This window comes from Kitasatospora sp. NBC_00039, assembly GCF_045160625.1.
GTDB lineage: Bacteria > Actinomycetota > Actinomycetes > Streptomycetales > Streptomycetaceae > Kitasatospora.
In genome coordinates, this window is record NZ_CP108289.1 from 3,838,014 (window position 1) to 3,864,358 (window position 26,345).

Annotated in this window: 18 protein-coding genes, 1 tRNA gene and 1 pseudogene; 11 read left to right on the forward strand and 9 right to left on the reverse strand. The window is 73.1% G+C overall.

The annotated features are described in order from the left end of the window. Positions 1 to 51: 51 nt before the first annotated feature. Entirely contained in the window at positions 52 to 2,760 is a 2,709-nt protein-coding gene (locus OG286_RS16880; RefSeq protein ID WP_405361090.1) for a penicillin acylase family protein, read from the reverse strand. Between the two features lie 342 nt (positions 2,761 to 3,102). Here OG286_RS16880 and OG286_RS16885 point away from each other — a divergent pair, with 342 nt between their 5' ends. From OG286_RS16885 to OG286_RS16900, 4 genes and pseudogenes are all read left to right on the forward strand, one after another. Further along, entirely contained in the window at positions 3,103 to 4,593 is a 1,491-nt protein-coding gene (locus OG286_RS16885; protein WP_396324491.1) for a potassium/proton antiporter, read from the forward strand. A 509-nt stretch (positions 4,594 to 5,102) separates the two neighbouring features. Then, entirely contained in the window at positions 5,103 to 6,428 is a 1,326-nt protein-coding gene (locus tag OG286_RS16890; protein ID WP_396324559.1) for an MFS transporter, read from the forward strand. Between the two features lie 147 nt (positions 6,429 to 6,575). After that, positions 6,576 to 6,887, forward strand: a complete 312-nt coding sequence (locus tag OG286_RS16895) for an FmdB family zinc ribbon protein (protein WP_396324492.1) — start codon at positions 6,576 to 6,578, stop codon at positions 6,885 to 6,887. A 668-nt stretch (positions 6,888 to 7,555) separates the two neighbouring features. Next, positions 7,556 to 7,612: pseudogene (locus OG286_RS16900) on the forward strand (MscL family protein); the annotation flags it as partial. 286 nt (positions 7,613 to 7,898) lie between these two features. Here OG286_RS16900 and OG286_RS16905 read toward each other — a convergent pair. Both OG286_RS16905 and OG286_RS16910 read right to left on the reverse strand, forming a co-directional pair. Beyond that, positions 7,899 to 8,177, reverse strand: a complete 279-nt coding sequence (locus OG286_RS16905) for a hypothetical protein (RefSeq protein WP_396324493.1) — start codon at positions 8,175 to 8,177, stop codon at positions 7,899 to 7,901. A 181-nt stretch (positions 8,178 to 8,358) separates the two neighbouring features. Continuing rightward, positions 8,359 to 9,330, reverse strand: a complete 972-nt coding sequence (locus tag OG286_RS16910) for a sigma-70 family RNA polymerase sigma factor (protein WP_396324494.1) — start codon at positions 9,328 to 9,330, stop codon at positions 8,359 to 8,361. A gap of 434 nt (positions 9,331 to 9,764) precedes the next feature. Here OG286_RS16910 and OG286_RS16915 point away from each other — a divergent pair, with 434 nt between their 5' ends. Next, a complete protein-coding gene (locus tag OG286_RS16915; protein ID WP_396324495.1) occupies positions 9,765 to 10,574 on the forward strand; it encodes a phosphatase PAP2 family protein in 810 nt (269 codons plus the stop codon). Between the two features lie 102 nt (positions 10,575 to 10,676). On the opposite strand, the gene OG286_RS16920 is transcribed toward OG286_RS16915, so the two are convergent. Together OG286_RS16920 and OG286_RS16925 are read right to left on the reverse strand one after the other, a co-directional pair. Beyond that, positions 10,677 to 13,187, reverse strand: coding sequence for an FtsX-like permease family protein (locus OG286_RS16920; protein WP_396324496.1), 2,511 nt, complete (start codon positions 13,185 to 13,187; stop codon positions 10,677 to 10,679). A 229-nt stretch (positions 13,188 to 13,416) separates the two neighbouring features. After that, positions 13,417 to 13,489, reverse strand: a tRNA-Arg gene (locus tag OG286_RS16925). A 194-nt stretch (positions 13,490 to 13,683) separates the two neighbouring features. Between OG286_RS16925 and OG286_RS16930 the strand changes: the two genes are divergently transcribed. Together OG286_RS16930 and OG286_RS16935 are read left to right on the forward strand one after the other, a co-directional pair. Further along, entirely contained in the window at positions 13,684 to 15,225 is a 1,542-nt protein-coding gene (locus OG286_RS16930; protein ID WP_396324497.1) for a glycosyltransferase family 39 protein, read from the forward strand. Between the two features lie 128 nt (positions 15,226 to 15,353). Continuing rightward, complete coding sequence (locus tag OG286_RS16935; protein WP_405365418.1) at positions 15,354 to 16,244, forward strand: YhjD/YihY/BrkB family envelope integrity protein; 891 nt, start codon at positions 15,354 to 15,356, stop codon at positions 16,242 to 16,244. A 121-nt stretch (positions 16,245 to 16,365) separates the two neighbouring features. Here OG286_RS16935 and OG286_RS16940 read toward each other — a convergent pair whose 3' ends face one another. After that, positions 16,366 to 18,768 (reverse strand): hypothetical protein, encoded by a 2,403-nt coding sequence (locus OG286_RS16940; protein WP_405365420.1) that lies wholly within the window; start codon positions 18,766 to 18,768, stop codon positions 16,366 to 16,368. 298 nt (positions 18,769 to 19,066) lie between these two features. On the opposite strand from OG286_RS16940, the gene OG286_RS16945 reads away from it, so the two are divergent. The 3 genes from OG286_RS16945 (at position 19,067) to OG286_RS16955 (ending at position 21,488) form a co-directional block, all read left to right on the forward strand. Then, positions 19,067 to 19,816, forward strand: coding sequence for a GPP34 family phosphoprotein (locus OG286_RS16945; protein WP_396324500.1), 750 nt, complete (start codon positions 19,067 to 19,069; stop codon positions 19,814 to 19,816). Positions 19,817 to 20,418: 602 nt separating this feature from the next. Continuing rightward, positions 20,419 to 21,282, forward strand: coding sequence for a helix-turn-helix domain-containing protein (locus tag OG286_RS16950; protein WP_396324501.1), 864 nt, complete (start codon positions 20,419 to 20,421; stop codon positions 21,280 to 21,282). Beyond that, the gene (locus tag OG286_RS16955; RefSeq protein ID WP_396324502.1) at positions 21,279 to 21,488 is read left to right on the forward strand and encodes a DUF397 domain-containing protein; all 210 of its coding nucleotides are present in this window, start codon (positions 21,279 to 21,281) and stop codon (positions 21,486 to 21,488) included. The genes OG286_RS16950 and OG286_RS16955 overlap by 4 nt, the downstream gene beginning before the upstream one ends. A 202-nt stretch (positions 21,489 to 21,690) precedes the next feature. Here OG286_RS16955 and OG286_RS16960 read toward each other — a convergent pair whose 3' ends face one another. Beyond that, the gene (locus OG286_RS16960) at positions 21,691 to 22,806 is read right to left on the reverse strand and encodes an ADP-ribosylglycohydrolase family protein (protein WP_396324560.1); all 1,116 of its coding nucleotides are present in this window, start codon (positions 22,804 to 22,806) and stop codon (positions 21,691 to 21,693) included. A 124-nt stretch (positions 22,807 to 22,930) separates the two neighbouring features. On the opposite strand from OG286_RS16960, the gene OG286_RS16965 reads away from it, so the two are divergent. Further along, positions 22,931 to 23,116: a hypothetical protein gene (locus tag OG286_RS16965; RefSeq protein WP_396324503.1), complete on the forward strand. Its 186-nt coding sequence runs from the start codon at positions 22,931 to 22,933 to the stop codon at positions 23,114 to 23,116. Between the two features lie 36 nt (positions 23,117 to 23,152). Here the strand turns inward: OG286_RS16965 and OG286_RS16970 are convergent, their stop codons facing one another. Then, complete coding sequence (locus OG286_RS16970; RefSeq protein ID WP_396324504.1) at positions 23,153 to 23,527, reverse strand: hypothetical protein; 375 nt, start codon at positions 23,525 to 23,527, stop codon at positions 23,153 to 23,155. Positions 23,528 to 23,622: 95 nt separating this feature from the next. After that, positions 23,623 to 26,193 carry a bifunctional FO biosynthesis protein CofGH gene (locus OG286_RS16975; protein ID WP_405365422.1) on the reverse strand — a complete coding sequence of 857 codons (2,571 nt, stop codon included), beginning with the start codon at positions 26,191 to 26,193 and terminating at the stop codon, positions 23,623 to 23,625. Positions 26,194 to 26,345: the final 152 nt, after the last annotated feature.

Here is a 26,345-nt window from a genome sequence, read left to right on the forward strand (position 1 = left end):
GGCCCCGCCCTTCCCGGTGCGGGGAGGGCGGGGCCGCGGTCGAGCGGTGGGTCAGCCGGTGGTCAGCACCAGCTTGTGCTTGGCCGCCTTCTCGACCGCGTCCGGCGAGTAGGCCCAGGTCAGCAGCTTGCCGCCGAGCCAGAGGTCGGTCTGGTCGTTGTAGTTGGGGTGGAAGGCGTGCCCGGAGGCGCCGCCCACGTTGATCCAGCGCGAGGCGTCGAGGTCACTCAGGTCGACCACCATCCGCATCGACGGGATCCAGTCGACCTGGTAGCCGGCCGCCGCGTTCCAGCCCGCCGCGTCGACCGCCGCCGAGCCGCCGGAGAGGCGGTACGGGCCGCGGTTGAGCAGCTTGTGGACGACGCCGGAGGCGATCGAGGAGTCGTCGGTGCCCATGGTCTGCTCGCGCAGGGTCAGCTTGTGCAGTCGGCCCCAGCTCCAGGTCGAGATGTCCTTGCTGAGCAGCGAGGTGAGGTCCTGGCGGGCGTTCTTCATGGCCTCGGCGAGCAGGTTGTCGAGGCCCTTCTGCTCCTTGTGCTGCGAGTCGATGTACGTCCACCAGCTGCTGTCGGGCCTGTCGAGCTGCTGGCGCACCACCTCGGTCCAGCGGTCGCCGCCGTCCGGCTGGGCCTTGCCCGGGTCGCGGGTGCCGCACTCGGTGACGATCTGGGAGCTGCTGTCCGGCTTGGTCGGGTCGGTCTGCCGGCGGACCAGCAGGCAGTTGTCCTCGGCCCGCAGATCGGCCGGGAACTTCTGGCCGAAGGAGAGGCTGAGCAGCTGGCGCCAGACGCCGTTGTAGTAGGCGGCGGCGGCCGAGTCGGCGTCCTGGTGGTAGTTCCAGTCCTTCAGCAGGTCCTGCGCCTCACGCACGTACGGGTCGTCGATCGGCACCTTGAGCAGCAGCGGGACCAGCTTCTTCGCGAGGATGCTGGTGTTGTCGAGCTGCATCTCCTGCATGTCGTCGGGCGAGATCCGGCCGTTGTTCCTGAGCTTGAGCTCGATCTGGTCGGTGATCTCCTTGGCCCGGGTGCCGTACTCCCAGTCCTTGGTCAGCAGGTACTTGTACGACGGGTCGACCACGGCCTGGTTGGCGGTGACGATGTAGCCGACGGAGGGGTTGTAGCTGTAGGGCAGGGCGGTGAAGGGGATGGAGCCCTTCCACTGGTAGGCGGAGTCCCAGCCGGGGGCGGGGTAGCTGCCGTCGCCCTTGCCGCGCATGGGGATGTCGCCGGGGGCCTGGTAGCCGATGTTCGAGGCGTCGGCGTAGATCAGGTTCTGCGCGGGGACGGCGAAGTCCTTGGCGGCGCCCCGGAACTCCTCCCAGTTCTTGGCGCGGTCCAGCGCGAAGACGGCGTCCATGGTCTTGCCGGGGTTGAGCGCCGACCACTGCAGGGCGACGCCGTAGCCGCCGGTGCCGCGGTCGGGGGCGGCGGTGCCGTTCGGGGCGTACTTGCCGACGTTCTGCTGCTCGGTGCTCTGGTCCGAGATCAGCGGCGCGCCGGTCTGGGTGGTGCGGACGGTGATGGTGCGGTCCTCGCCGCCGGCGACCTTGATGGTCTCCTTGCGCAGCGCGAACTTCACCTCCTTGTTGTCCACGAGGTACGTCTCCGGGCCGGTGACCTTCTCCAGGTAGAGGTCGGTGACGTCGGCGCCCAGGTTGGTGAAGCCCCAGGCGATGTCCTTGTTGTGGCCGATCACCACGCCCGGCATGCCCGCGAAGGTGAAGCCCGAGACGTCGTACTGGCAGGCGGCCGAGGTGGTGCGGCAGTGCAGGCCCATCTGGTACCAGACCGAGGGCAGGCCGGGGCCCAGGTGCGGGTCGTTGGCCAGCAGCGGCTTGCCGGTGGTGGTGTGCGAGCCGGCGACCACCCAGGAGTTGGAGCCGATGCCCTGGCCCTGGCGGCCGAGCAGCTGCGGCATCGCGTCGATCCGGCCGGTGATGTCCTTGAGCGTCGCCTTGGTGGCGGCCGCGCCCTGGGCGGCGGCACCGGCGTTGGCCTGGCCGGAGCTGTCGGCGGGGCGGTAGGTGTCGCCGCTGACGGTGCCGGTCTTCACGATCGTGCCGTTGCTCGCGTACGGGTACTCCGGGTAGAGCTCGGCGATCTTCTCCGGGCTGAAGTCCTGGGCGAGCAGCGAGCGGTCGATCTCCTCCTGGAGGTTGCCGGAGAGGTTCCAGGCCATCGCCTTCAGCCAGGACACCGAGTCGACGGGCGTCCACTGCTCGGGCTTGTAGCCGCCGTTGACGACGCCGAGCAGCGTGTACTCCAGCGAGGCGCTCCGGCCGCCCGGGTGTTCGCCGAGCCAGGCGTTGACGCCGTCCGCGTAGGCCTGGAGGTACTTCTTGGTCTCGGGCGTGAGCTTCTCGTCGAACTCCTTCTGCGCCACCTGGCGCCAGCCCATGGTGCGGATGAAGGAGTCGGTCTCGACCTGGCTGTCACCGAACATCTCGGAGAGGCGGCCCGCGGTGATGTGCCGTCGGACGTCCATCTCCCAGAAGCGGTCCTGGGCCTGGACGTAGCCCTGGGCGCGGAAGAGGTCCTCACTGGTGTCGGCGTAGAGCTGGGGGATGCCGTTGGCGTCCCGCTTGACGTCGACCGGCGCGCTCAGGCCCGCCACCTTGACGCTGCCGTCGACCTCCGGGAATGACGCGCGGACCGCGGCCACCCCCTGGTAGCCGCCGTAGCCGGCGCCGGCCACCAGCAGCACGACCAGCACGATCACGATCAGACGGGCGCGCCGGAACTTCTTCGAGCGGGGCATCTGGGTCCTTGCGGTCCTCGACTGGGGAGCAGGTGGGCGTGTCCAGGGCACTCGGCCATGACAGGGCACCACATTAGGCCGACTCGGCTGGCGGACGTGCACGGGGGACGCTCACGGTGGGATCTGCGGAGGTCAGAGAAGCGCCGGAGAAGCTTCCGGGGAGCGGAGGCGGAGGCCGATGTCACAGGCGAAGCTAAAGATATGGCAAAATGTTAGACTGAGTAACGATCCACAAGGGGAGCAATCGGCCCTCCCGGCCCCGCCTCACCTTCCGGTCGACTCCTTCGGCCTCACCGCCGTCAGACACCCCGCCCGCCCCCAGCCTGCCCGAGGTGCCCCTGCGTGAATGTCGACCACCTGAACCAGCTGCTCCTCGAGTTCTCCGTGATCCTGCTGGTCGCGGTGGTCGCCGTGCGCATCTCGACCCGGTCGGGACTGCCCAGCCTGCTGATCTATCTCGGCATCGGCGTCGCGCTCGGCCAGAACGGCCTCGGCGTCTCCTTCAACAACGCCGCGCTGACCCAGGTGCTCGGCTACGCCGCCCTGGTGGTGATCCTCGCCGAGGGCGGTCTCAAGACCAGCTGGCGTGAGGTCAGACCGGTGATGCCGGCCGCCACGGTGCTCGCCACCGTCGGCGTCGGGGTCAGCGTCTTCGTCACCGCCGCCGGCGCGCACTGGCTGGTCGGCCTCGACTGGCGCACCTCCATGCTGCTCGGCGCGATCGTCTCCTCGACCGACGCCGCGGCCGTCTTCTCCGTCCTGCGGATGGTGCCGCTGCCGCACCGGCTGACCGGCCTGCTGGAGGCCGAGTCCGGCTTCAACGACGCGCCCGTGGTCATCCTGGTCGTGGCCTTCGCCACCACCGGCGAACTGGACTCCTGGTACGTGCTGGCCGGCACGATCGTCGCCGAGCTGGCCATCGGCGCGGCCGTCGGCTTCGCGGTCGGCAAGATCGGCGCGTTCGGGATCAAGCACGTCGCGCTGCCGTCCTCCGGCCTCTACCCGATCGCCGTCATGGCGCTCACCGTGCTCGCCTACGCGGGCGGTGCGCTGCTGCACGGCTCCGGCTTCCTCGCCGTCTACATCAGCGCCGTCATCCTCGGCAACGCCAAGCTTCCGCACGGCCCGGCCGTCCGCGGCTTCGCCGACGGCCTGGCCTGGATCGGTCAGATCGGCATGTTCGTGCTGCTCGGCCTGCTCTGCACCCCCGAGACGATGGGCTCGGCCGTGGTGCCCGCGCTGGTGATCGGCGCCGTCCTGGTCTTCGTGGCGCGGCCGCTCTCGGTCGTGCTGACCCTGACGCCGTTCAAGCTGCCCGCGCGCGAACAGGCACTGCTGAGCTGGGCCGGGCTGCGCGGGGCGGTGCCCATCGTGCTGGCCACCATCCCGATGGTGGCGGACGCGCCGATGGCACAGGACGTCTTCAACATCGTCTTCATCCTGGTCGTGGTCTTCACCCTGCTCCAGGGGCCGACCCTGCCCCTGGTCGCCAGGTGGCTGCGGATCGGCGAGGGCTCGATGGGCCAGGACCTCGGCATCGAGTCCGCCCCGCTGGAGAAGCTGCACGGGCACCTGCTGTCGGTGGCACTGTCGCCGAACTCGAAGATGTCGGGCGTGGAGATCGGCGAGCTGCGGCTGCCGGCCGGCGCGGCGGTCACCCTGGTCGTCCGCGAGGGGAGCAGCTTCGTGCCGGACAAGGCCACCGTGCTGCGCGGCGGCGACGAACTGCTGGTGGTCACCACGGACGACGTGAGCGAGGCGGCGGAGCGGCGGCTGCGGGCCGTGGACAAGGGCGGCAAGCTCGCCGGGTGGCTGTACGGGCGGGGGGCCTGAGCGTCACGGGCAGGGCCGGAAGCGCCACGGGGGCGAGGGCCCGGGGTGCCGCGGGCAAGGGCCCCGGGCGTCACCGGCGAGGGGCCCGGGCGTCACGGGGCCGAGGGCCGTGGGGTGTCACGGCCGAGGGCTTGGGGCACCGCGAGCGAGGGCCTTGGGGCACCGCGAGCAGGGGCCCTGAAGGGTTTGTCCAGCATTTACCTTCAATTGGCAGGATAATTTTGGATGTGCCCTGTACTGTGGAGGCAAGCGCGACATCTACGCGCGTATATGTATGATGGTTGATACACACCCAGCATCTGCCTGACGCAGAGTTGGCGCGACCGCTCGGCGGCCGCGGCCAGACCCCCGGAAACCACGCCGGGCCGGCCCGGTAACTACCCCGGTCGACGCGCGAGAGGACGACTCTCGGCGCCGTCGGGGCCACCGCATGCCCCTTCCGCGCTACCAGGCAGCAGGAAGGACCGACCGTGACGGCCCGCCGAACGGTCGACAACAGCGGCGTCCCGATGGACGCCCCCTCGGGCACCTCGCCGGACACCGCGTCCGCCACCGAGGCTCCCGCCCGCGTCGGGTACGGCGCACTGCTGCGCACCCCGGGCGCCTGGACGTTCCTGGCGCCCGCCTTCGCCGCGCGGCTCCCGTACGCCATGCTCAGCCTGGGCATCCTGCTGCTCGTCTTCGACACCCACGGCTCGTACGGCACGGCCGGCACCGTCGCGGCCGTCTCGGCCGTCGCCCAGGCCCTCGTCGGCCCGCAGACCGGCCGGCTGGCCGACCGGTACGGCCAGGCCGCCGTCCTGGTGCCGAGCGTGATCGTGCACGCCGTCTCGGTCGGCGCGCTGATCGCACTGGCGCTCGGCCACGCCCCCGTCTGGGCCCTGCTGGTGGCCGCCGCGCCGGCCGGCGCCAGCGTGCCGCAGATCGGCGCGATGGTGCGCTCCCGCTGGGTCGCCAAGCTCTCCGCCGACGGTGCGCCCGCGGCCAAGCTGAACACCGCGTTCGCCTTCGAGTCGGTGACGGACGAGTTCACCTTCGTGATCGGCCCCGTGCTGGCCAGCGCCATCGCCACCTCGGTCAACCCCTCGGCCGGGCTGATCGCCGAGGCCGCGCTGACCGTCGCCGGCGGGCTCGCCTTTGCCGCGCAGCGCCGCACCGCCCCCGCCCGGCACCCGCACCAGCCGGGGGCCCGCCGCGTCTCGGCGCTCTCCTCGCCCGGTGTCCGGCTTCTGGCCGGCGCGTTCCTGGGCGTCGGCACCGTCTTCGGCGGGATGCAGGTCTCGGTGACCGCCTTCACCGAGTCCGTCGGCCAGCCCGGCGCCAACGGCACGGTGTACGGGATCTTCGCCGGCGGCTCGATGCTGGCCGGTGTGCTCTACGGCATGATCGCCTGGCGCCGGGCCGCCCAGCAGCGGCTGCTGGCCAGCTACGCGCTGCTGGTGCTGGGGTGCTCGACGCTCTGGGCGATGCCCAACCTGGTCGCGCTGTCCGTCGCCGGCCTCGTCTGTGGCCTGGCCATCGCGCCCACGCTGATCACCGGGTACACCCTGGTCGAGACGCTGGTCGCAGACGGCGCCAAGACGGAGGCCTTCACCTGGCTGACCGGCGCCATCGGCCTCGGCCTGGCGACCGGCTCCACGGTGGCCGGGCGGCTGATCGACAGCCACGGGCCGTCGGCCGGGTTCCTGGTGCCGGTGGCCGGCGCCGGGCTGGGTCTCGTCGCACTGGTCGTGCTGCGGCACCTGCTGGTCGCGCCGAGCGCCACCGGCACGGTGGTCGCGGGCGGCGGCGAGCGACCCGTGACGCGGCAGCTGGCGGGTGCGGCCAAGGGCTGAGCGGAGCGCCTACAGCACTCACGCGGGGGTCGCCACACGGCGGCCCCCGGCTCATCTCACATTCGAGTCGCTGGACTGATGCAGCGGAATGCCGCATCATTGACCATCGTTAGCACTCATCAGGCGAGAGTGCCAGGAGGAAGACAAGTGCCCACGTACCAGTACCAGTGCACCGAGTGCGGCAACGGCCTGGAGGCGGTGCAGAAGTTCACCGACGAGGCGCTGACCACGTGCCCCGACTGCCAGGGACGGCTCCGCAAGGTCTTCTCGGCCGTGGGTGTGGTCTTCAAGGGTTCCGGCTTCTACCGGACCGACAGCCGCTCGTCCTCCACCAGCTCGGTGGGTGCGGGTTCGACCTCGTCGACCTCGTCCTCGTCGACCGCCCCGGCCTCGTCCTCGGGCGGCTCCGCCCCCGCGGCGAGCCCCGCTCCGGCGGCCGCGGCGAAGCCGGCCGGCTGATCCCAGGCTTTCGAAAGGCCCGTTGACCCCGCTCCGGCGGGGCCGGCGGGCCTTTCGCGTTCCCGGCCTTCCCCTTGTATTCCCGGGCCCCTATTGCGCTCCCCGATCCCTCTCGCCCCCGCGGTCATGGGGCATTCCTGCGGTCATGTGGCACTCCTGCGGTCATGGGGCATTCCTGCGGTCATATGGAATTCCCGCGGCCATTGAATTAGCCCGCGCGGGTGGCGGAGTTCATCCACAGCCCCGGGTTGTCCACAGGTTCCCGGAAAGGCCTTCCGCCGGACCTACGAGCCGCCCAGAGTGTGCGTCATCAGAAGCCGGCCCACCCGGGGCCGACGCCCTGCGACCACCGGCGGTACCCATGACGACCACGAGCCTCCCCCTTCCGTTCCCGCTCCCCGCGCCCGCAGTCCCGCCGCGGCGGGAGGTGCCGTCGTTCCCGCCGATCCGGCGCGGGTCCGGCCGGCTCCACCGGCTCCGGCAGGCCCTGCGGCACCGGCCGGGGCTGCCCGCGCTGCTCCTGCTCGCCGTGGCCGCGGCACTGGCATCCGGGCCCGCATGGGCGGGCCTGTCGCCGCCCGGAGCCGCGCCCGCCCACCAAGCGGGTTGTCAATCGGAGGGCGGCGAAGATCACCCGTAACCGGACAACGACTTGTCGTTCACGCGGCATGAAAGGCTTCAAAGAGTTCCTGCTGCGTGGAAACGTCGTCGATCTCGCCGTCGCCGTGGTCATCGGCGCCGCTTTCACCAACATCGTCGGTCCTGTCCATGATCAAGTACACCGCCAAGCGCAAAACCCTTGCCGCGGCCCAGGCGGAGGCGGAGGCCAAGGAGGTCGTCCCGCTCACCCAGATCCGCGATGCGCTGGTCACGCAGCAGCGCTGAGCCGGTCGGCGCCGCACAGCGCCGCGCTGCACCGAGTTGAGCTGAGCTGTGCCGCGCTGCCGGGCCGCTCGGCTCGGTTCAGGGCGGTTCGGCACGGCTCGGCGTGCCCCGGGCCCCGGGCCTCGGTCAGTCGCCGTGGTGCGGCGGGCGCTGGCTCAGGTACCAGTCCAGACCCCGCCCACCGCTCTCCCCCGCGGCCGGGCGGTCGCCCCAGCCGGTATCGCTGTCGTCCCGGGACTGCTGGTCCAGCGGGTCGCGGAAGACCAGCCGGGCCTTGGGCGCCGCCTCGGCGGCGGGGGTGGCAGGGGCCTCGGCCGTCGCGGGGTCCGTGGTCGGCGCGGGGTCCGTGGCCGCTGTCTGGTCCTCGGCCGCCGCGGCGTCCTGCGCGGGCTTCTGCTCGGTCACCGGTCGGCCTCCGTCTTGCACGTTGTCCACTCCTCCAGCCTAGAAGCTCCCGGCGCCGGCACCGGCCCCGACGCCGGCCCACCGTCCGGGGCACGCACGCGGGCCCCGGTGCGGGGCGTTCCGCACCAGGGCCCGGGAACAGCAGTCGAGGCGGAGGGAGGCTGTGGCGGCCCGGAGGCCCTCAGGCGGCCTCGAAGCCCGCATGGTCGGCGATCTTCTTCAGCTCGGCCAGCGCGTGCTTCTCGATCTGGCGGATCCGCTCGCGCGTCAGCCCGTGCTGCTTGCCGACCTCGGTCAGAGTCCGCTCGCGACCGTCCTCCATCCCGTACCGGGACCGGATGATCGACGCCGTACGGTCGTCCAGCCGCCCGATCAGGTCATCCAGCTCCTCGCGGCGGAGCATGACCATCACGGCGTCCTCCGGGGACGTCGCCCCGGTGTCCTCGACGAGGTCGCCGAACTGGGTCTCGCCCTCGTCGTCGACGGACATGTTGAGGCTCACCGGGTCGCGCGCCCAGTCCAGCACGTCCTTGATGCGCGCCTCGGTCGTGTCCAGCTCGGCCGCGATCTCGGCCGGCTCGGCCTCGCGGCCCAGCTCCTTGGACTTCTCGCGCTGCACCCTCCGGATCCGGCCCAGCTCCTCGACCAGGTGGACGGGCAGGCGGATCGTCCGCGACTGGTCGGCGATCGACCGGGTGATCGCCTGCCGGATCCACCAGGTCGCATAGGTCGAGAACTTGAAGCCCTTCGCGTAGTCGAACTTCTCGACCGCCCTCACCAGGCCGGCGTTGCCCTCCTGGATGAGGTCCAGGAGCGGCAGCCCGCTGCGCGGGTAGCGACGGGCGACGGCGACCACGAGACGGAGGTTGGAGCGGATGAAGACGTCCTTGGCGCGTTCGGCATCCTCGGCTATCGCTTCGAGCTCCTCGCGCTCGACGCCCTTGGGCAGCTCTCCTCCGTCCAGCAGGTGCTGGGCGTACACGCCGGCCTCGATCCGCAGCGAGAGCTCGACCTCCTCGGCGGCATCGAGCAGGGGCGTCCTGGCGATCTCGTCGAGGTACATACCGACCAGGTCACGGTCGGCCTCAAGGTTGGTCGGGCGGGCCGCGCGAGTCCGGTCGGCCCTGTCGCGAACGACGGCACGGGTGGCCATGCTTGCTCCCTTTGCTGGTGTTGCCGAGGTCTGCCTGCCTGCCCTGAGAGGGCAAGAAGTGCGGGCCCCACGGGGCTCACACGTAACGATCCAACGAACAGATTCCGGACAACATTCCCAAGTCGCTCAGATTCTTCCAGCGATGCAGTATCCTGCCGGTTTTCATCCCGGTCATGGACGGAGGGTGACCACTCCGGTGCATCGGGTGTCTATCGGGTGACCGGTTCGGAGCGACGCGGCGCTCGGCCCTTCGCACCCCCTTCACCGCCCCACCCCTTTCCTTCGTGAACCCCCGGGCCGCCGCCCGCGTTCCCACGCCATCGGCATTCCTCCCGCGCCCACGCCCCGGCGCACGCAGGTCCTACGCACAAAAGATGCCAAATCGCTATCGGTCGAGCGCCCGCTGGGCACACCGCACTGGGAAGGTGTCAGCCATGCACCTGACCAACAGCTCGTCGCCCATCACCCCACGTAGTCGGCACCTTCGCCGGCACGTGGCGCTCGCGACCGGTTGTGCCGTGCTGTTCGGCATCCTGGCGGCGCTCGTGCAGACCGGGTGGCACCCGCTCGCCCGGTTCGACCACGCGTGGATCGACAGCACGCACCGCTACGCCCGGGAGCACACGGCCTGGACCGCCTCGGTGCAGACGCTCTCCGACATCGGCGGCACGATCACCATGCGGACCCTGCTCGGCCTCGCCGCGCTCTGGCTCTGGCTGATCGGCGCACGGGTGCTGGCCGGCTGGGTGGTGGCACAGACCCTGGTCGGCTGGGGCGCGCAGTGGGCGCTGAAGCTCGCCTTCGACCGCCAGCGGCCGTCCTTCACCGACCCGGTCTCACACGCCGGCGGCCCGGCACTCCCCTCCGGGCACGCGATGGCCTCCACCATCGCCTGCGCCGTGCTGGCCGGGCTGCTCTGGTCGCAGACCCGGCGCGGCGGGCGGATCGCCACCTGCGCCGTCGCCGCGGTGACGGTACTGGCGATCGGCTGGACCAGGATCGCCCTCGGGGTGCACTGGCCGAGCGACGTCCTGGGCGGGTGGCTGGCCGCCGGGTTCGTGCTGGGGGCGGTCACCGTCGCCGTCGAGCTCTGGCGGCCCGGCGCCCTGGCCCGGGACGTCCGGCGGGTCAACTGGCGGACCAGGCCGAGGGTCCAGCGCGTCCTGGTCTCCCCGGTCAGGCCCGCCCCCTACGATCCGGGCTTCGATGACGCCACCGACCACCCGGACGGCGCGGCAGGCTAGGGAGGCTGGGGCGCCCGGCCGCGGGGGTTCGCCACCGCTGTGCGCCACCGCCACCGCCGGGGCCCGTGGAACCCCGGGCCCCGTGCCCCGGGCCCCGCGAAGTCACGCCGTGTGCAACGCGTCCACCACCGTCATCCGCCCCACCCGGCGGGCCGGGAGGACGGCCGCGGCGAGGCCGGTCAGCACGGTGAGCACCAGGGCCGCGAGCACCAGGAGGACGGGCGGGCCGCCGACCGTGCCCAGGGCCGAGGTGACGGACCGGGCGGCCGCCCAGCCGTAGGCCAGGCCCAGGCCGGTGCCGACCAGGGCGCCGGCCAGCGCCAGCAGGACCGCCTCCAGGGTGAGCATCCGGCGCAGCTGCTGCCGGGACATCCCGATCGCCCGCAGCATGCCGATCTCCCGGGAGCGCTCGCTGACGCTGAGCATCAGGGTGGCGGCGACGCCGAGGCCCGCGATCACCACCGAGAAGCCGAGCAGGGCCATGCTGATCAGCATCATCCGGTCCAGCAGCGACCGCAGGCCCTCGGCCTGCGCGGCCGTGTCGGTGACGGTGAGCTGCGGCTGCCCGTCCAGTGCCCGGTCCATCGCCTGGCGGGCGGCGAGCCGGTCGGCCCCGGCGGCGGGGCTGATCCAGGCCGTGGTGACGGCCGCCCCCGGGGCGAGCCGCTCCAGGGTGGCCGGGGTGACGAAGAGGACGGCCCCGCTCTGGAGGATGAACGGCAGCGCGCTGCGGCCGGGCTCGATCCGCAGGGTGGCGGCGGGCGCTCCCGCCCGGCCGGCGACCACGTGCTCACCGTTCCCGCCGGGGCCGGCCGGTCCGTCGTCGCCGAAGCCGCTGAGGGCGGTGCCGCCGGCCAGCGCCCGGGCCCGATCGGCCCCGTCGGCGGCCGGGCCGAGCAGCGCCGGGTCGGCCGCCGCCACCAGCGTGCTGCGGCCGTCGATCTCCAGCGTGGCCGAGCGGACGGGCGTGACGCCGAGCGTCCGCTCCCGTCCGAGCGCGGTCAGCACCCCGGCCGGCAGCGGGGCGCCACCTGGGGCGGTCACCGAGAAGACGCCGGGCTGGCGGGCGGAGACGGCCGGGACGAGGGAGTTGGAGGTGATCTCCAGCGCGGTGACGGCGCTCACCATCACCGTCACGCCGAGCAGCAGGGCCGATCCGGTGGCGCCGGTGCGGGCCGGGTTCAGCCGCAGCTGCTGGGTGGCGAGCCTGCCCGCCGTCCCGCAGAGCCGCCGCACCGGTACGCCCAGCCCCGCGACGACCGCCGGCAGCAGGCGGTGGCAGAGCCGCAGAACCCCGAAGAAGCTGCTGATCGCGCCCAGCGTGACGGCCAGCAGCGACAGCGGTGGCCCTGCCACCACCCCGGCCACCAGCAGTGCGGTGCCCGCCGCCAGGAGCAGCACGGACAGCGCCGCCGCGCGCAGCCTGGCGCCGCCGGTGGTGCCGCCGGCGGCGCCCCCGAGCGCCGCGACGGGCGGCACCGCCGAGGCGGCCTTCGCCGGTCCGCGCACGGCGAGCACCGTGAGCAGGATGCCGAACATCCCGGCCGCCACGCAGGTGAGCGGGGACGGCGTGAGGGAGAGGCGGACCGGCCCGAGGTCGGCGGTGCCGGCCAGCACGGTGCCGGCGGCGCAGAGCCCCGTCCCGAGCAGCACCCCGGCGGCCGACGCGCCCGCGCCGAGCAGCAGCCCCTGGCGGCGGATCAGCCGCCGGACCTGGGCCCGGTCGGCGCCCACACACCGCAGCAGGGCGAGCTGGCGGGTCCGCTGGGCGAGGACGACGGAGAAGGTGTTGCCGACGACCATGCGGGCCACGGCGAGGGCGATCAGCACGAACGACAGCGCCGCTATCAGCACCACCCCGTAGAGCGTCCTGCTCTGCCGGGTCGCCTCGGCGACGGAGGCGTCGTGGGTGCGGACCTCGGCCCCGCCGCCGAGGGCCTGCCGCAGTGCCTCCGCGGTCTGCGAGCGCGAGGCGCCGGGGGCGAGGCGCAGGTCGAGCCGGGCGGTGCCGACCCCGGTCGCGTACTGCGCCACGGCGTCGTCCGGCACCGCGACGACCGGGCTCCCGGCGAGGCTGGGCGCGCCGCGGCCGTCCAGGGTACCGGCCAGGCGGACGGTTCCGGTGGTGCCGTCGGCGCGGGTCAGCCGGACGTCCGAGCCGGGCCGGGCGTCGACCCGCCGGGCGGTGTCGGCGTCGAGCAGGACCTCGCCGGGGCCGGCCGGCCACCGGCCGTCCTTGAGCAGCTGCCAGCGCAGCGCCGGGTCGGCCGCGATCGAGCTGACCACAGCCGGCTCGTCCAGCGGCCGCCCGGCGGAGGTCAGCACCCCGCCCCGGCCGACCAGCCGCGCCGACGCCGCGGCCACCCCGGGCACCTGTCGCGCCCGGTCGGCCGTCCCGGGCTCCAGCGGGCCCTGTGCCTGCGCCCCGGTCACCTGGACGTCGGCCGGCCCGACCTCGGCGGCGGCGGTCTGGCTGAACGAGTCGACCAGGGCCCCGCTGCCGCTGACCGAGGTGATCAGGAAGGCCACCCCCAGCGCGATCGCCGCCCCGGTGAGGACCAACTGCCGGAGCTGCCCACGCAGCTCGGCCAGGGTGTATCGGTACGTCGTCATCGTCCCTCGGCTCAACCGCCTGACCAGCCGTGATGCGCCGTCAGGATCATGATCGAGCCTAGGTCGGCCGGCCCCCGCCCCCGTCAGCACGACGTCGCATCCTTGATCACTCCGAGGTCTGAGCTCCTCCGCCCGCCCGTCCTCCTCGGGAGGTACGCCGCCCCTGACGGAAAAAGCGGGAAGCCCCGGACCATGGCGGTCCGGGGCTTCCCTCGGGTCGTTCCCACTGTGCCCCAGGCAGGATTCGAACCTGCGACACCGGCTTTAGGAGAGCCGTGCTCTATCCCCTGAGCTACTGAGGCGCGCTCGGTGGACAGCGTACCGGATCGGGGATGGGGCGGGCGTTGAGGTTTCCGCGATGCGCGGGTGACCGGGGAGGCGCGTGCGGCGGGGGCGGGGGCGGTGCCCGGAGGGGCGACTGCCGACTGGGCGTCAGAGGACGTCCAGTAGCCTGCGAGGGACTGCCCAGCACCCGTACGACCACGAAGGCCGCCCGATGAGACCAGCTGCCGCCCCGCACCCGGCTCTCCGCCTGCTCGGGCAGGTCTGGCTGTGGCCCGCGCTGGCCATGCTCTGCGTCGGCGGGTACCGGCTCGGGACGCCCGAGCTGTGGCGGGACGAGGTGTCGACCTGGACCGCGGCGACCCGGCCGCTCGGCGACCTGCTCAGGCTGCTCCAGCACATCGACGCCAGCAACGGTGCCTACTACCTGCTGATGCACGGCTGGACCACGGTGGCCGGCGACTCCGTGATCGCACTGCGGCTGCCCTCGGTGCTGGCGATGGCCGGCGCGGCGGCGTTCGTGGCGCTCACCGCGCAGCGGCTGTTCGGGGGCCGGGTGGCGGCGGTCGGTGGCGGGCTGCTGTTCGCCGTGGTGCCGCTGATCTCCCGGTACGCCCAGGAGGCCCGCTCGTACGCGCTGGTGACCTGTGCGGTCGCCGCGGCGACCTGGTTCCTGCTGCGCGCGCTGGAGCGGCCGGGACTGCGGCGCTGGGCGCCGTACTGCGTGGCGATGGCGATGGCCGGGGCGGGCCACCTGATCTCGTTCAGCACCGTCGCCGGGCAGGTGGCGGTCGTGCTGCTGCACCTCTGGCAGACCCGCGGCGCGGTGCAGCGGCGGCTGCTCTGGCAGTTCCCGGCGGCGGTGGCCGTGGCGGCGCTGCCGGCGGTGCCGGTGCTGCTGCTGGGAAGCCGGCAGTCCGGGCGGCAGCTGGGCTGGATCGGCACGCCGTCCCTCTACCAGCTGCGGCACTTCGGCGAGCCGCTGTTCGGCTCGGCCGGGGTGTTCCACACCTTCCTCCTGCTCGCCCTGCTGGCGCTGGCGCTACCCGGGCGACGGCTGCCCGCACTGCAGCTCCTGCTGCTCGCCGTCCTGCCGGTGGTGTCCGTCTGGCTGGTTTCGCGGGGCAGCACCTCGTACTTCGTCGACCGGTATCTGCTGTTCACCGTCCCGGCCTGGGCGGCGCTGGCCGGCGGCGGGGTCCGGGCGGTGTACACGACGCTGGCGGCGGCGGCCCGGCGCAGCCGGACCCCGGGGCAGGTCCGGGCCGCCGGGGTGCTGGTGGCGGTCGGGCTGCTGGCGGTGCCCGCGCTGGTGGCGCTGCCGAAGCAGTCCTCGGTGCGGGACGCCGGCTCGCACTCCTTCTCCCGCGAGCCGTACCGGGCGGCCGCCGAGCTGATCGCGGCCGGCTACCGGCCCGGGGACGGCCTGGCGGCGCCGCTCGGCAACCAGAGCTGGTCGATGGTCGGGCCGGGCGTCTCCTACTACCTGCCGGCGGACGTCCGCCCGTACCCGGTCTTCGTCGAGCAGAGTGCGGAGCAGGCGGAGGACCTCTTCCCCTCCGTCTGTCCGCGGCCGGACGAGTGCGTCGGGCAGGGGCAGCGGATATGGCTGCTGGTGCTCGGGGACACCACCGAGCCGCTGGCCGCCATGCCCGACGACCAGGCGCAGGCGCTCCGGGCGCGGTACGGCGCACCGGGCCGGGTGACCCCGCTCGGCGGCCTGACGCTCGCCGTGCTGGACCGCACCGCCCGCTGACGGGCCGGCCGCGGCGCCCGCCGCCTCCCGGATGCGGGTGCACGGGGGCCGGGCGACCATGGAGCACGGCGATCAGGGCGCCTCCGCCCTGCGGCCCACGGCCGCGACAGCCCCAGGAGGACGAGCCCGTGAGCGAGCAGCCGGCCGGGCGGATGGCCCGGCTGAGGAAGCGGTCGGGGGAGCTGGCCCGCTACGGCCGTGGGCTGCCCGAGCACGTGCCGCTGGTCGGCCGGGCCCTCGGCCAGCTGCTCCGGGTGAACCTGCTGGACAGCGCGACCCGGCTGGCCGCGCAGGCCTTCCTGAGCGCGCTGCCCGCGCTGTTCGTGGTCTCGGTGTTCGCCCCGGCCGCGCTCCGCAACGGCATGGCGACCTCGCTCCGCAAGGAGCTGGGCCTGCAGGGCGCGGCCCAGCAGTCGGTCCAGCAGTTGCTGCAGACCAGCCACGAACAGGAGACCGGCGTCGGGGTGCTCGGCGCGCTGGTGACACTGCTGTCGGCGACGGCGCTGAGCCGGGCGATGCAGCGGGTCTGCGAGCGCTGTTGGGAGCTGCCCAAGTCGGGGACCCGGCTGGCGGCCTGGCGCTGGCTGGTCTGGCTGGTGGTATGGCTGGCCTACCTGGTGTGCCAGACCCCCGTGCGGGAGGGCTTCGGGCTGGGTGCGTGGCTGGGGATCCCGCTGGCCTATCTCCTCACGACGGCCATCTGGTGGTGGACACAGCACCTGCTGCTGGTCGGCCGGGTGCGCTGGCTGCCGTTGCTGCCGGGTGCGCTGCTCTGCGGGGTCGTGGTGGGCGGCCTGGGGATCGTGGCCCGGGTCTACCTGCCCCGGGCGATGTCGCGCAGCGTGGCCCAGTTCGGACCGTACGGGGTGGTCTTCACCAGCCTCTCGTGGCTGATCGTGGCCTTCACCGGATTGACGCTGGCGATCGCGCTGGGCCGGGTGGTGTCCGAGGAGGAGATGGTGGCCCGCCGGCTGGGCACCCGCACCGAGCCGGGCCGTTGGGGCGGCGCCCGGCTCTGACCCCTCGAGGCCGCCGCCACCGGAAGCACCGGAAAGCACCCGGAAGCACCGGAAACGCCGGAAACGCCGACGGGGTGGGAGGCCGGCCGGCCTCCCACCCCGTCGTCCCGAGGCGGGTCGCTCAGAGCAGGCGGGTGATGCGGGAGAGGATGGACGGCGGCGCCAGGTCGGACTTGAGGAGCACCGGGACCTCCGTCCGGTTGTCGCCCGCGCCCACGCTCAGCGTGCCGACCTGGGTACCGGCCTTGGCCTGGTGGCCGAGCTTCGCCGGGTCCAGGGTGAGGGTGCCGGTGATGCCGGGGAAGCCGGCCGCGGTGAGGTCCTTGCCCGCGACGACCGGGACGGTACCGCCGAGGCCGTTGTCGACCCGGCCGACCACGTCGCCCTGCTTGGCCAGGGTCTGCCCGGTCACCCCGTTCTGGGCCGCCTGGATCTGCTTGCCGCTGACCTTCAGCACCGTCGGGAGGATCCCGTCGGTGACCGCGGGGGAGGTGGCCGGCTGGCCCAGGGTGACGCCGAGGATCAGCCGCTTCACGCCGCCGATCTCCTTGTACGCGGCCCACATCAGGCAACCGCCGGCCGGGGTGCTGGACCCCGTCTTGACGCCGATGACCCCGGTCTTCGCGTTGATCAGGGTGTTGGTGTTGTAGATCTTCTGCCCGTTGAAGGTGGTGTCCGGGGTCGAGACGATCTGCCGGAAGATCTCGTCCTGCATCGCCTGCTCGGCCAGCTTCAGCTGGTCCTTGGCGGTGCTCTTGGTGTCCGGGCTGAAGCCGGCCGGGTCGATGTAGACGGTGTTGGCCATGCCGAACTTGGCGGCGGCGTCGTTCATCTTCTTGACGAACGCGTCCTCCGAGCCGACGTCCCACCGTGCCAGCAGCCGGGCCACGTTGTTGGCCGACGGCAGCATCAGCAGCTCCAGTGCCTGGTACTGGGTGAGCTGCTGGCCCTCGGTCAGGGTGACCCTGGACTCGTCGGTGTTGCCGGACTCCTGGGCGGCCTGCTTGTCGATGGTGATCTTCGGGCCGCTCTCCCCCTTCTTCAGCGGGTGCGACTGCAGGATCAGGTAGGCGTTCATCACCTTGGTGACGCTGGCGATCGAGGCCGGCGTCTCCGGGCCGGAGCTGCCGAGGCTGCCGACGCCGACCACCTCGGCCGCCGACTGGCCCTTGGCCGGCCAGGCCAGGTCCAGCGGGTCGCCGCCGAAGCTGAAGCTCCCCGAGGCGGTCATCTTCACCTTGGTGTCCGGCAGCGGGCGGAGCAGCTGGGCGACCACGACCGCGCCGAGCACGACGGTGAGGAAGACGGTCCAGATGGTGATCCGCTTGAGCGCGCGGCGCAGCGGCGAGACCGGGCGGGCGTTGAGCGCCGCCAGCACGTCCATCGCCTCGGCGGTCGTCGCCGGCCCGAGCATCGGCTGGGTGAGGCTCAGCAGGTCGGGGCCCGCCAGGGGTTCGGTGGTGGCCGCCTCCGGGTTTCGCGGCGCGTCCGGGCGCGGCGCGTCCGGGGCGGGCAGCGGCTCCGGCTTCGGCAGCGGCGGGGCCGGCGGCAGCGGCTTCGGGTCGGGGGTGGGGAGCGGCTCGGGCGCGGGGGCCGGCCCGGGCTTCGGGGCCGGAGCGGGCTTCGGCAGCGGCTCGGGCGTCGGCTCCGGCTCGGGGAGGGGCGCCGGCTCCGGGTGCGGCTCGGGCACCGGCTTGGGCACGGTGCCGGCGCCGGAGCCGGGTGCGGCGGGGAGCGCGGCAGCGGCCTTCGCGGAGAGGGGCTTCTCCAGCTTCTCCGCCTTCGCCTGCTCCGGCTCCGGCTTCCCCGACTGCCTCTCGACGGGCTTCCCCGGCTGCGTCTCGACGGGCTTCCCCGGCTGCGTCTCGGCCGGCTTCTCGCCAGGCTTCTCGATGGGCTTCTCCGCCTTCGCCGGCTCCTCGTCGTCCACGGGCTGCTCTGTCGGCGCGGCAGTCCGAAGGGCGAGACGGGGGTCGGGACGGGACGAACGGCCGGTGGCTCCGGCGGGCTCCTCCCCCTTCGTCGGCGACCGGTCGGCGGCATCGCCGGACCCTCCGTCAGCTGCGGCTTCGTCACGCTTCGGGGCGGGTGCGGTGAGCTCCGGCGGCAGCCTCAGGGCCGTGGTCGCATTGTCGACGGGCAGCCGGATCATCGTGGTCTTCGTGTCCACATCCCGGACCCGGAGCTGCACGGTCGAGCCGGCCGTGGCCGTTCCGGACGGCACCTCGACCGGCGCGCCGTCGGCAGCGTCCGCGGCGGCGTCGGCAAGGTCGGCGGCATCCGCGGCGGCGTCGGCAAGGTCGGCGGCATCCGCGGCGTCCGCGGCGTCCGAGACATCGGCGGCGTCGGCTGCGTCCGCGGTATCAGCCGCATCGGCAGCGGCTGCGTCGGCCGGAACGGCCGACGCAGCCGTCTCCTGCACACCGTCACCCCCGGCCGGGCGTTCCCGCTCCCCGCCCCGTTCCCCGTCCTGCTCGCGCGCCCGATCGCCGTCCCGCAGCACCCTGTCGGGGGACTCGCCCACGTAACCCAGCCTCCTCAACGACCGGCGGGGCACCGGCAGACCCGATTTCGGGAAGCCGACGCCCCGCCCCGTGTACCTGTACAGTCTCCGCCACCGACGGAGGTTCCGGCCGCCCACACCCCGCTCGACCGGCGGTTATTGCCGCCGCACGGCCGCACTGCGGCCCGTTCACCGCTCAGACGCCGGGCCTGGCGCCGCCGGTTCCCCGCTTCGTACGCAAGGTCACGATTCGGAGGCGTACTCGACAAGCCCGTGTGAGAGGCGTCACGCTGTTTCCCATCCACGCGGGGAGGCTTGGATGGGCAAGAGCCGCAGAACTGTTCCCGAGGAACTCTTGCTGCTCGCATTGGACCCGACCACGGGTACCACGGCGCAGCCGCAGACCCTCGACCTCGGACTCGCCGGGGCACAGCTCGTCGAGCTGTCCCTGGCCGGACGGATCGTCCCGGAGGGCGACCGGATCGCCGTCGTGCTGCCAAGGCCGACCGGCGACCCGACACTGGACCACGCACTGGAGTTGCTGCGCCGACGCGGCAGTCCGGTCCGTGCCGCGCACTGGATCGGCGGGCCCCGGCTGGGGCTGCGGCAGACCTATCTGGCGCACCTGGAGAGGTGCGGCATGGTCACGGCCGTGCCGGGCCAGGTGTGCGGGGTGCTGCCGACGACGCGTTACCAGGCGTCCGACGACTGCACCAACGCCGCGATCAAACAGCGGCTGGACACCGCGATCCGCACCGGCGTGCCGCCGGACCCGCGGACCGCCGCGCTCGCCGCCCTGGCCCATTCGGTGGGCCTGGGCAAGCATCTGTACCCGGGCAACGAGGGCCGGTCCTCGCGGTCCCGGCTGCGCGACCTGATCCGGTACGACCCGCTGAACGGGATGGTCGCGCACGCCGTCATGGACGTGCAGAACGGCCTGCCGTCCCAGCAGAACCGTTCACCCCAGGGCGGCGGCGCCCCGGCCGGTGCGGGCCACCCCGGCCAGCGCACGGCCAGCCGCAGCGGGTCCGGCGGCCGGGTCGTGGCGCCGCGCGTGGGCGTCCGCTGACGCGGCCGGTCCGGGCAGCGCAACCCAGGAACCACCGCTCCGCAGCACCACCGCTCCGCAGCACCGCAGACCGCACCGCGCCGCAGCACCAGAGCACCGCAGACCGCACCGCGCCGCAGAACAGGAACCGCAGCATCGCGGGAACCGCAGGACGGCACCGCGTGCGGCACGGCGCCAGCCGCGCCGCTCACGCCGCCACCCGGCGGAGAGCAACCAGCAGCACGGAGGGGCGGTCGCCCGCGACGGAAGTCGCCGGGCGGCCGCCCCTCCGCCGTCCCCGAGGGTGGCCGGACCGCTCCGCGGAGCCGGGCCCGGGCCACCTCGGCACGTGCCTCCAGCACATCCGCGGGCGTCGGCGGCGCCCGCACCGCCATCGCAGAACTACCGGATCGAGCCGCAGAGCCGCCTTACCACTCCGGGGTGCCCACTGTCTCTCAGAAGCGCTTTTCCGATGATCTGTTCTACTGCGCTCCTGTGATTCCCCGGCGCCGACCTGATCCAAGGTGACATGCTGCTCCAAGTCAGGGGGGTTGGTCCCAATTTCCACAGTGTTCCGAGGACTGCCGTTCCAACGATCACCAGAGGTCCGGCCGGAGGTCGACGTGTCCGCGAACATCAATCCCACCGTGCGCCGCAGGCGCCTGGGCTCCGAACTGCGCAAGCTGCGCGAGGGTCTGGCCATGACGGCGGAGGAGGTGGCCGGCCGGCTGATGGTCTCCCAGTCGAAGATCAGCCGCCTGGAGAACGGCCGCCGCAGCATCAGCCAGCGCGACGTGCGCGACCTCTGTGACGTCTACAACGTGACCGACGAGGCGATGCGCGCCAGCCTGATGGAGATGGCCCGGGAGTCCCGGCAGCGCGGCTGGTGGCACGACTTCAACGACATGCCGACCCCCTACAGCGTCTACATCGGCCTGGAGGCCGAGGCCTCCTCGATCCGCGCCTACGAGTCCTCGTTCGTCCCCGGCCTGCTGCAGACCGAGCAGTACGCCCAGGCCGTGGTCGAGGGCACCCAGCCGGACACCGACGCGCTCGCCGTCCAGCGCCGGGTGCAGGTCCGGATGAAGCGCCAGGACCGCGTCAACGGCGAGAACCCGCTCGGCAGTCTCTGGACCGTCATAGACGAGGCGGTCCTGCGCCGCGAGGTCGGCAGCAAGGCCGTGATGGCCGATCAGCTGAAGCACATGCTGGAGCTGAGCCAGCGCTCGAACATCACCATCCAGGTGATCCCCTTCGCCCACGGCGCCCATCCCGGCATGACCGGGACATTCTCCCTGCTCGAGTTCCCCGAGTCAGCCGATTCCACGGTTGTCTACTTCGAAGGGGTGACGAGCGATCTCTACCTGGAGAAGGACGCGGACGTGCGCCGCTATACCAGTCTCTACGACCACCTGCGGGCGGCCGCGCTCGGGGTGGCCGAGAGCCGGTCACTGATAGCCAACATTGAAGAGGGATACCACGCATGAGCACCACCTTCGAGAACGGGACGGCCTGGCGGAAGAGCAGTCACAGTGGCGGCAACGGCGCCTGTGTGGAGATCGCCACGCCGGCCGCGGACGCGGTGGCGGTCCGGGACTCCAAGGACCCACAGGGCCCGCAGCTGCACTTCTCGGCCGAGGCCTGGAACGCGTTCGCCAGCGCCGCCGGAGCAGGGGTGTTCGGCGGCTTCTGAACCGACTCCACCGTTCTCGGCCCGGTTGCCCGTAGCGGTGCCCGTCGCCTTCCCCCGGTGGCGGACACCGTTACGGGCACCTGCGTGTCCGGGACATTCGAGGCGGCAGGGCACTCCACGCGGCAGACCGCGGGCCGGGGACAGAACGACGGGCCGGCGCCGAACGGGACCGGCACCGAACGGGACCGGCACCCAACGAGGATCAGCGCAGCACGGGGTAGCGCGCGGACCAGGCCGCGCCCTCCGCGGTGTCCGGGCCGTGCAGCTCCGACCCGTGCATGAGCTCCAGGACGAAGTCGTCGGCCAGCTCCAGCAGCGCCCCGCGCCCCTCCAGACCGGCCACCAGGCCGGACGGCAGCGCGGTGTCGCCGTGCAGCACGCCGAGCAGGTTGCCGCAGATCGCGCCGGTGGAGTCGCTGTCCCCCGAGTGGTTCACGGCCAGCAGCAGGCCCGAGCGGATGTCGTGAGCGACCAGCGCGCAGTACAGCCCGATCGCCAGCGCCTCCTCCGCCACCCAGCCCTCCCCCAGGGCCTCGACCCGCTCGGCCGACGGCTCCCCGGCCCGGACCGCGTCCAGCGCCGCCCGCAGCGCCGCCGTGGTCTCCTCGTGCGCCGGCCGCTCGGAGAGCAGGGCCAGGGCCAGGTGGACGCCCTCCTCCAGCGTCCCGCCGCGGGCCGCGGTCTGGACGATCACCGCCAGCGCGCCGGCCGAGAGGTAGCCGGTGGGGTGGCCGTGCGTCAGTACCGAGCACTCCACCGCCAGCTGGAACACCAGGCCGGGCTCCCAGGTGGTGAGCAGCCCGAACGGCGCCGCCCGCATCACCGTGCCGCACCCCTTGGAGTGCGGGTTCTTGGGTGCCTCCAGGGTGCCGAGGCGCTCGGCGTCCGGCCCGGAGAGGCCGGAGAGGCAGGCCTGGCCGGGCGCACGCTGGGCGTACAGCCACTCCTCGCGGCCGAGCCAGCCGAGATCGACCCGCCGCTCGTCCGGGCCCCAGTCCCGCTGGGTGGCGGACCAGCGCAGGTAGGCGAGGTGGAGGTCGGTGGGCGGGTGCCAGCTGCCGGTGTCCCGGCGGATGTGGGCGCGGATCAGCCCGTCCACGGTGAAGAGCACCATCTGGGTGTCGTCGGTGACCGCTCCGAGCCGCCCGTACGCGGGGACGTAGCCGGTGACGCCCTGCGGGCCGTGCACCGCTCTGATCTTCTCCAACGACTCGAACTCGATGCCCGCACCGAGTGCGTCACCGATCGCGCCGCCGAGCAGACAGCCCCGCACCCGGCTGCGGAAGTCCTGCTGCTGTGCGCGTGACCACAGTGGCATCACGACGGGGCGCCTTTCGTCCGGGAAGGGGAGCGGCGCGGCCCGGGCCGGTCGCGCGCCCTCGCACTGTATTCGAATGGCCGAACAAGTCGAGGGGTTCAGTGGAACAGCAGTCTTCAACAAAATGTTGCTGCCGGGTCATGCGCCGCCCACGGACCACCGCCCCGGGCCGCCTACCGTCCCGGCCCATGACCTCTCCCGCACCCGCCTGGCCACCGCGCCCGCCCTGACCGGCGCACTGACCCTCGGCACCCCGGCGCTCGCCGTCGCCGCCCCGGCCCGCTCCCGCAGCCGGCTGCTCGTCGGCTGAGGCCGCCGGCCGTGGGGCGGCTCGCCCCACGGCCGCTCAGAACCCGCAGGTGTTCCCGTTGGTGTGGTCGACGGCCAGCATGTCGACGGCGGTGTACGTCTCCAGCAGACAGAGCAGCCCCGCGAGGGAGGCGACCACGATCGCCGTCCCCATCAGACCAGGCCGCCGCCGGGCCGCCACCGCCAGCCACGTCGTCCCCGCCGCGCCCACCAGGCTCGCCGCCGGCGCCCCGACCGCCGCGGCCCACACCGCCACGGGCAGGGAGGCGACCGCGTGGCAGACGTCCCCCGCCAGGTCCCGGTGGGTGTCGTGCGCGTACGTCGTGAGCGCGAACCCCAGCACGGCCAGCAGCAACGCCGCCCCGACCACGCCCCACCAGCCGGCGCCGTCCCCGACCGCCGTCCTCCGCACCGCGTCCCCCCTCGTCGTGGCGGCCCCGTCCGGCGGCCGCCACGGCGAGGACGCGGGCACCGGCGCCCCGGTTCCGTCCCCCGCCCAGGCGGCGGTCAGTCGAGCACCGGCAGCAGCTCCGGCAGGTGCCCGTCCGAGGCCAGCGCGGCGGCCTGCCGTTCGGCGGGCACCTCACCGTAGGTGGTGGTGCGCTGCCGGTGCGGGCGGCCCGCCGCCTCGGCGATCGCCCGGAGGTCCCGGACCGACTTGTAACTCCCGTACGCCGAGCCGGCCATCCGCGAGATGGTCTCCTCCATCAGCGTGCCGCCCAGGTCGTTGGCGCCCGAGCGGAGCATCTCGGCCGCGCCCTCGGCGCCCAGCTTCACCCAGCTGGTCTGGATGTTGGGGATGTGCGGGTGCAGCAGCAGCCGGGCCATCGCCACCACCGCGCGGTTGTCCCGGGCGGTCGGCCCGGGCCGGGCGATGCCGGCCAGGTAGACGGGCGCGTTGGTGTGGATGAACGGCAGCGTCACGAACTCGGTGAAACCGCCGGTGCGCTGCTGGATCTCCGCGAGCAGCCGCAGGTGCCCCAGCCAGTGCCTCGGGGTGTCGACGTGCCCGTACATCATGGTGGACGAGGAGCGGATGCCCAGCTCGTGGGCGGTGGTGACGACCTCCACCCAGGTCGCGGCCGGCAGCTTGCCCTTGGTGAGCACCCAGCGCACCTCGTCGTCCAGGATCTCGGCGGCCGTGCCCGGGATGGTGTCCAGGCCGGACTCCTTGGCCTGCTGGAGCCAGTCACGGATGGAGAGCCCCGTCCGGGTCGCCCCGTTGACCACCTCCATCGGCGAGAAGGCGTGCACGTGGATGCCGGGCACCCGCTTCTTCACCGCCCGCGCGATGTCGAAGTAGGCGGTGCCGGGGAGGTCCGGGTGGATGCCGCCCTGCATGCAGACCTCGGTGGCCCCGACCTCCCAGGCCTGCTCGGCCCGGTCGGCGACCTGCGCCAGCGAGAGCGTGTAGGCGTCCGCGTCGGTGCGGCGCTGGGCGAAGGCGCAGAACCGGCAGCCGGTGTAGCAGACGTTGGTGAAGTTGATGTTCCGGGTGACGCAGTAGGTGACGTCGTCCCCGACCGCCGAACGCCGCACGTCGTCGGCGATCCGGCAGAGCGCGTCCAGCGCCGGGCCGTCCGCGTGGAACAGCGTCAGCGCCTGGTCGTCCGTCAGCCTCGCCGGGTCGTCGGCGGCCACCGCCAGGGCCTCGCGGACGTCACCCGTCAGCCGCTCCGGCACCGGGAGCGAGGCCTGCTCGCGCAGCACCTCCCAGTCCCCGTAGACGTCCTCGAAGTCGGCGCGGCGGTCGCCGGTGCGGCCCTCGGTGTCGATGGTGGCGTGCAGGTCCGTACGCCCGTACGAGGCCGGGAGGTCCTCCGGCTCCTGCCAGGGGTGGCCCTGGACCACCGCGTCCGGGCGGGCCAGGCCGGTCTCCGGGTCGGACAGCGCCCGGACGTGCGGCAGCACCCGCGGGTCCAGCCACGGCTCGCCGTGCCGGACGTACTCGGGGTAGACGGCGAGCCGCTCGCGCAGCTCGAAGCCGGCCGCCGCCGACTCCTCCGCCAACCGGTCGATCTGCGGCCAGGGGCGCTCGGGGTTCACGTGGTCCGGCGTCAGCGGCGAGACCCCGCCCCAGTCGTCGATCCCGGCGCCGATCAGCCGCCGGTACTCGCCGTCCACCAGGTTCGGCGGCGCCTGCAGACAGGCGGACGGGCCCATGATGTGCCGGGCGACGGCCACGGTCGCGACCAGCTCGTCCAGCTCGGCGTCGGGCATGCCGCGCATCGCCGTGTCCGGCTTGGCGCGGAAGTTCTGCAGGATCAGCTCCTGGATGCCGTGGTAGGCCCGGGAGACCCGGCGCAGCGCGAACAGTGACTCGGCGCGCTCCTCGTACGTCTCACCGATGCCGATCAGGAGCCCGCTGGTGAACGGCACCGAGCTGCGCCCGGCGTCCTCCAGCACCCGCAGCCGGACGGCCGGCTCCTTGTCCGGCGAGCCGTGGTGCGGGCCGCCGGGCTCGCTCCACAGCCGGGTGGCGGTGGTCTCCAGCATCATGCCCATCGAGGCCGAGACCGGCTTGAGCCGCTGGAAGTCCGTCCAGCTCAGCACCCCGGGGTTGAGGTGCGGCAGCAGGCCGGTCTCCTCCAGGATGCGGATGGACATCGCCCGGACGTAGGCGATGGTGTCGTCGTAGCCGTGGGCGTCCAGCCACTCGCGGGCCTCCGGCCAGCGGTCCTCGGGCTTGTCGCCGAGCGTGATCAGGGCTTCCTTGCAGCAGAGTTCGGCGCCCCGGCGGGCCACCTCCAGCACCTCGTCCGGCGACATGAACATCCCGTGCCCGGCCCGGCGCAGCTTGCCGGGGACGGTGACGAAGGTGCAGTAGTGGCACTTGTCGCGGCAGAGCCGGGTGAGCGGGATGAAGACGCTCTTGGAGTAGGTGATGACGCCGGGCCGGCCGGCCGCTTCGAGGCCCGCGTCCCGCACGCGGGCCGCGCTCGCACAGAGATCCAGCAGGTCCGCACCCCTGGCTTGGAGCAGCACCGCAGCCTCGGCCGCGTCCAGCGCGACACCGTCCCAGGCACGGCGCAGGGCGCGCCGCATCGCGTTCGCAGTCGGGGTGTTGGTTGCATCCATGGCGCGACCCTACGCCAGTTCTCGTACATCCGGAGGAGCCAACCCTGAGGAGGTATCAGGGTCGGCTGCGCCCATAGTGCGACCCCTATCTGGCCCTGGAGGGCGATGACTCGGGCCGCCCGGGGCCGTGTAATGGAGGGGCAGAGGCAGTC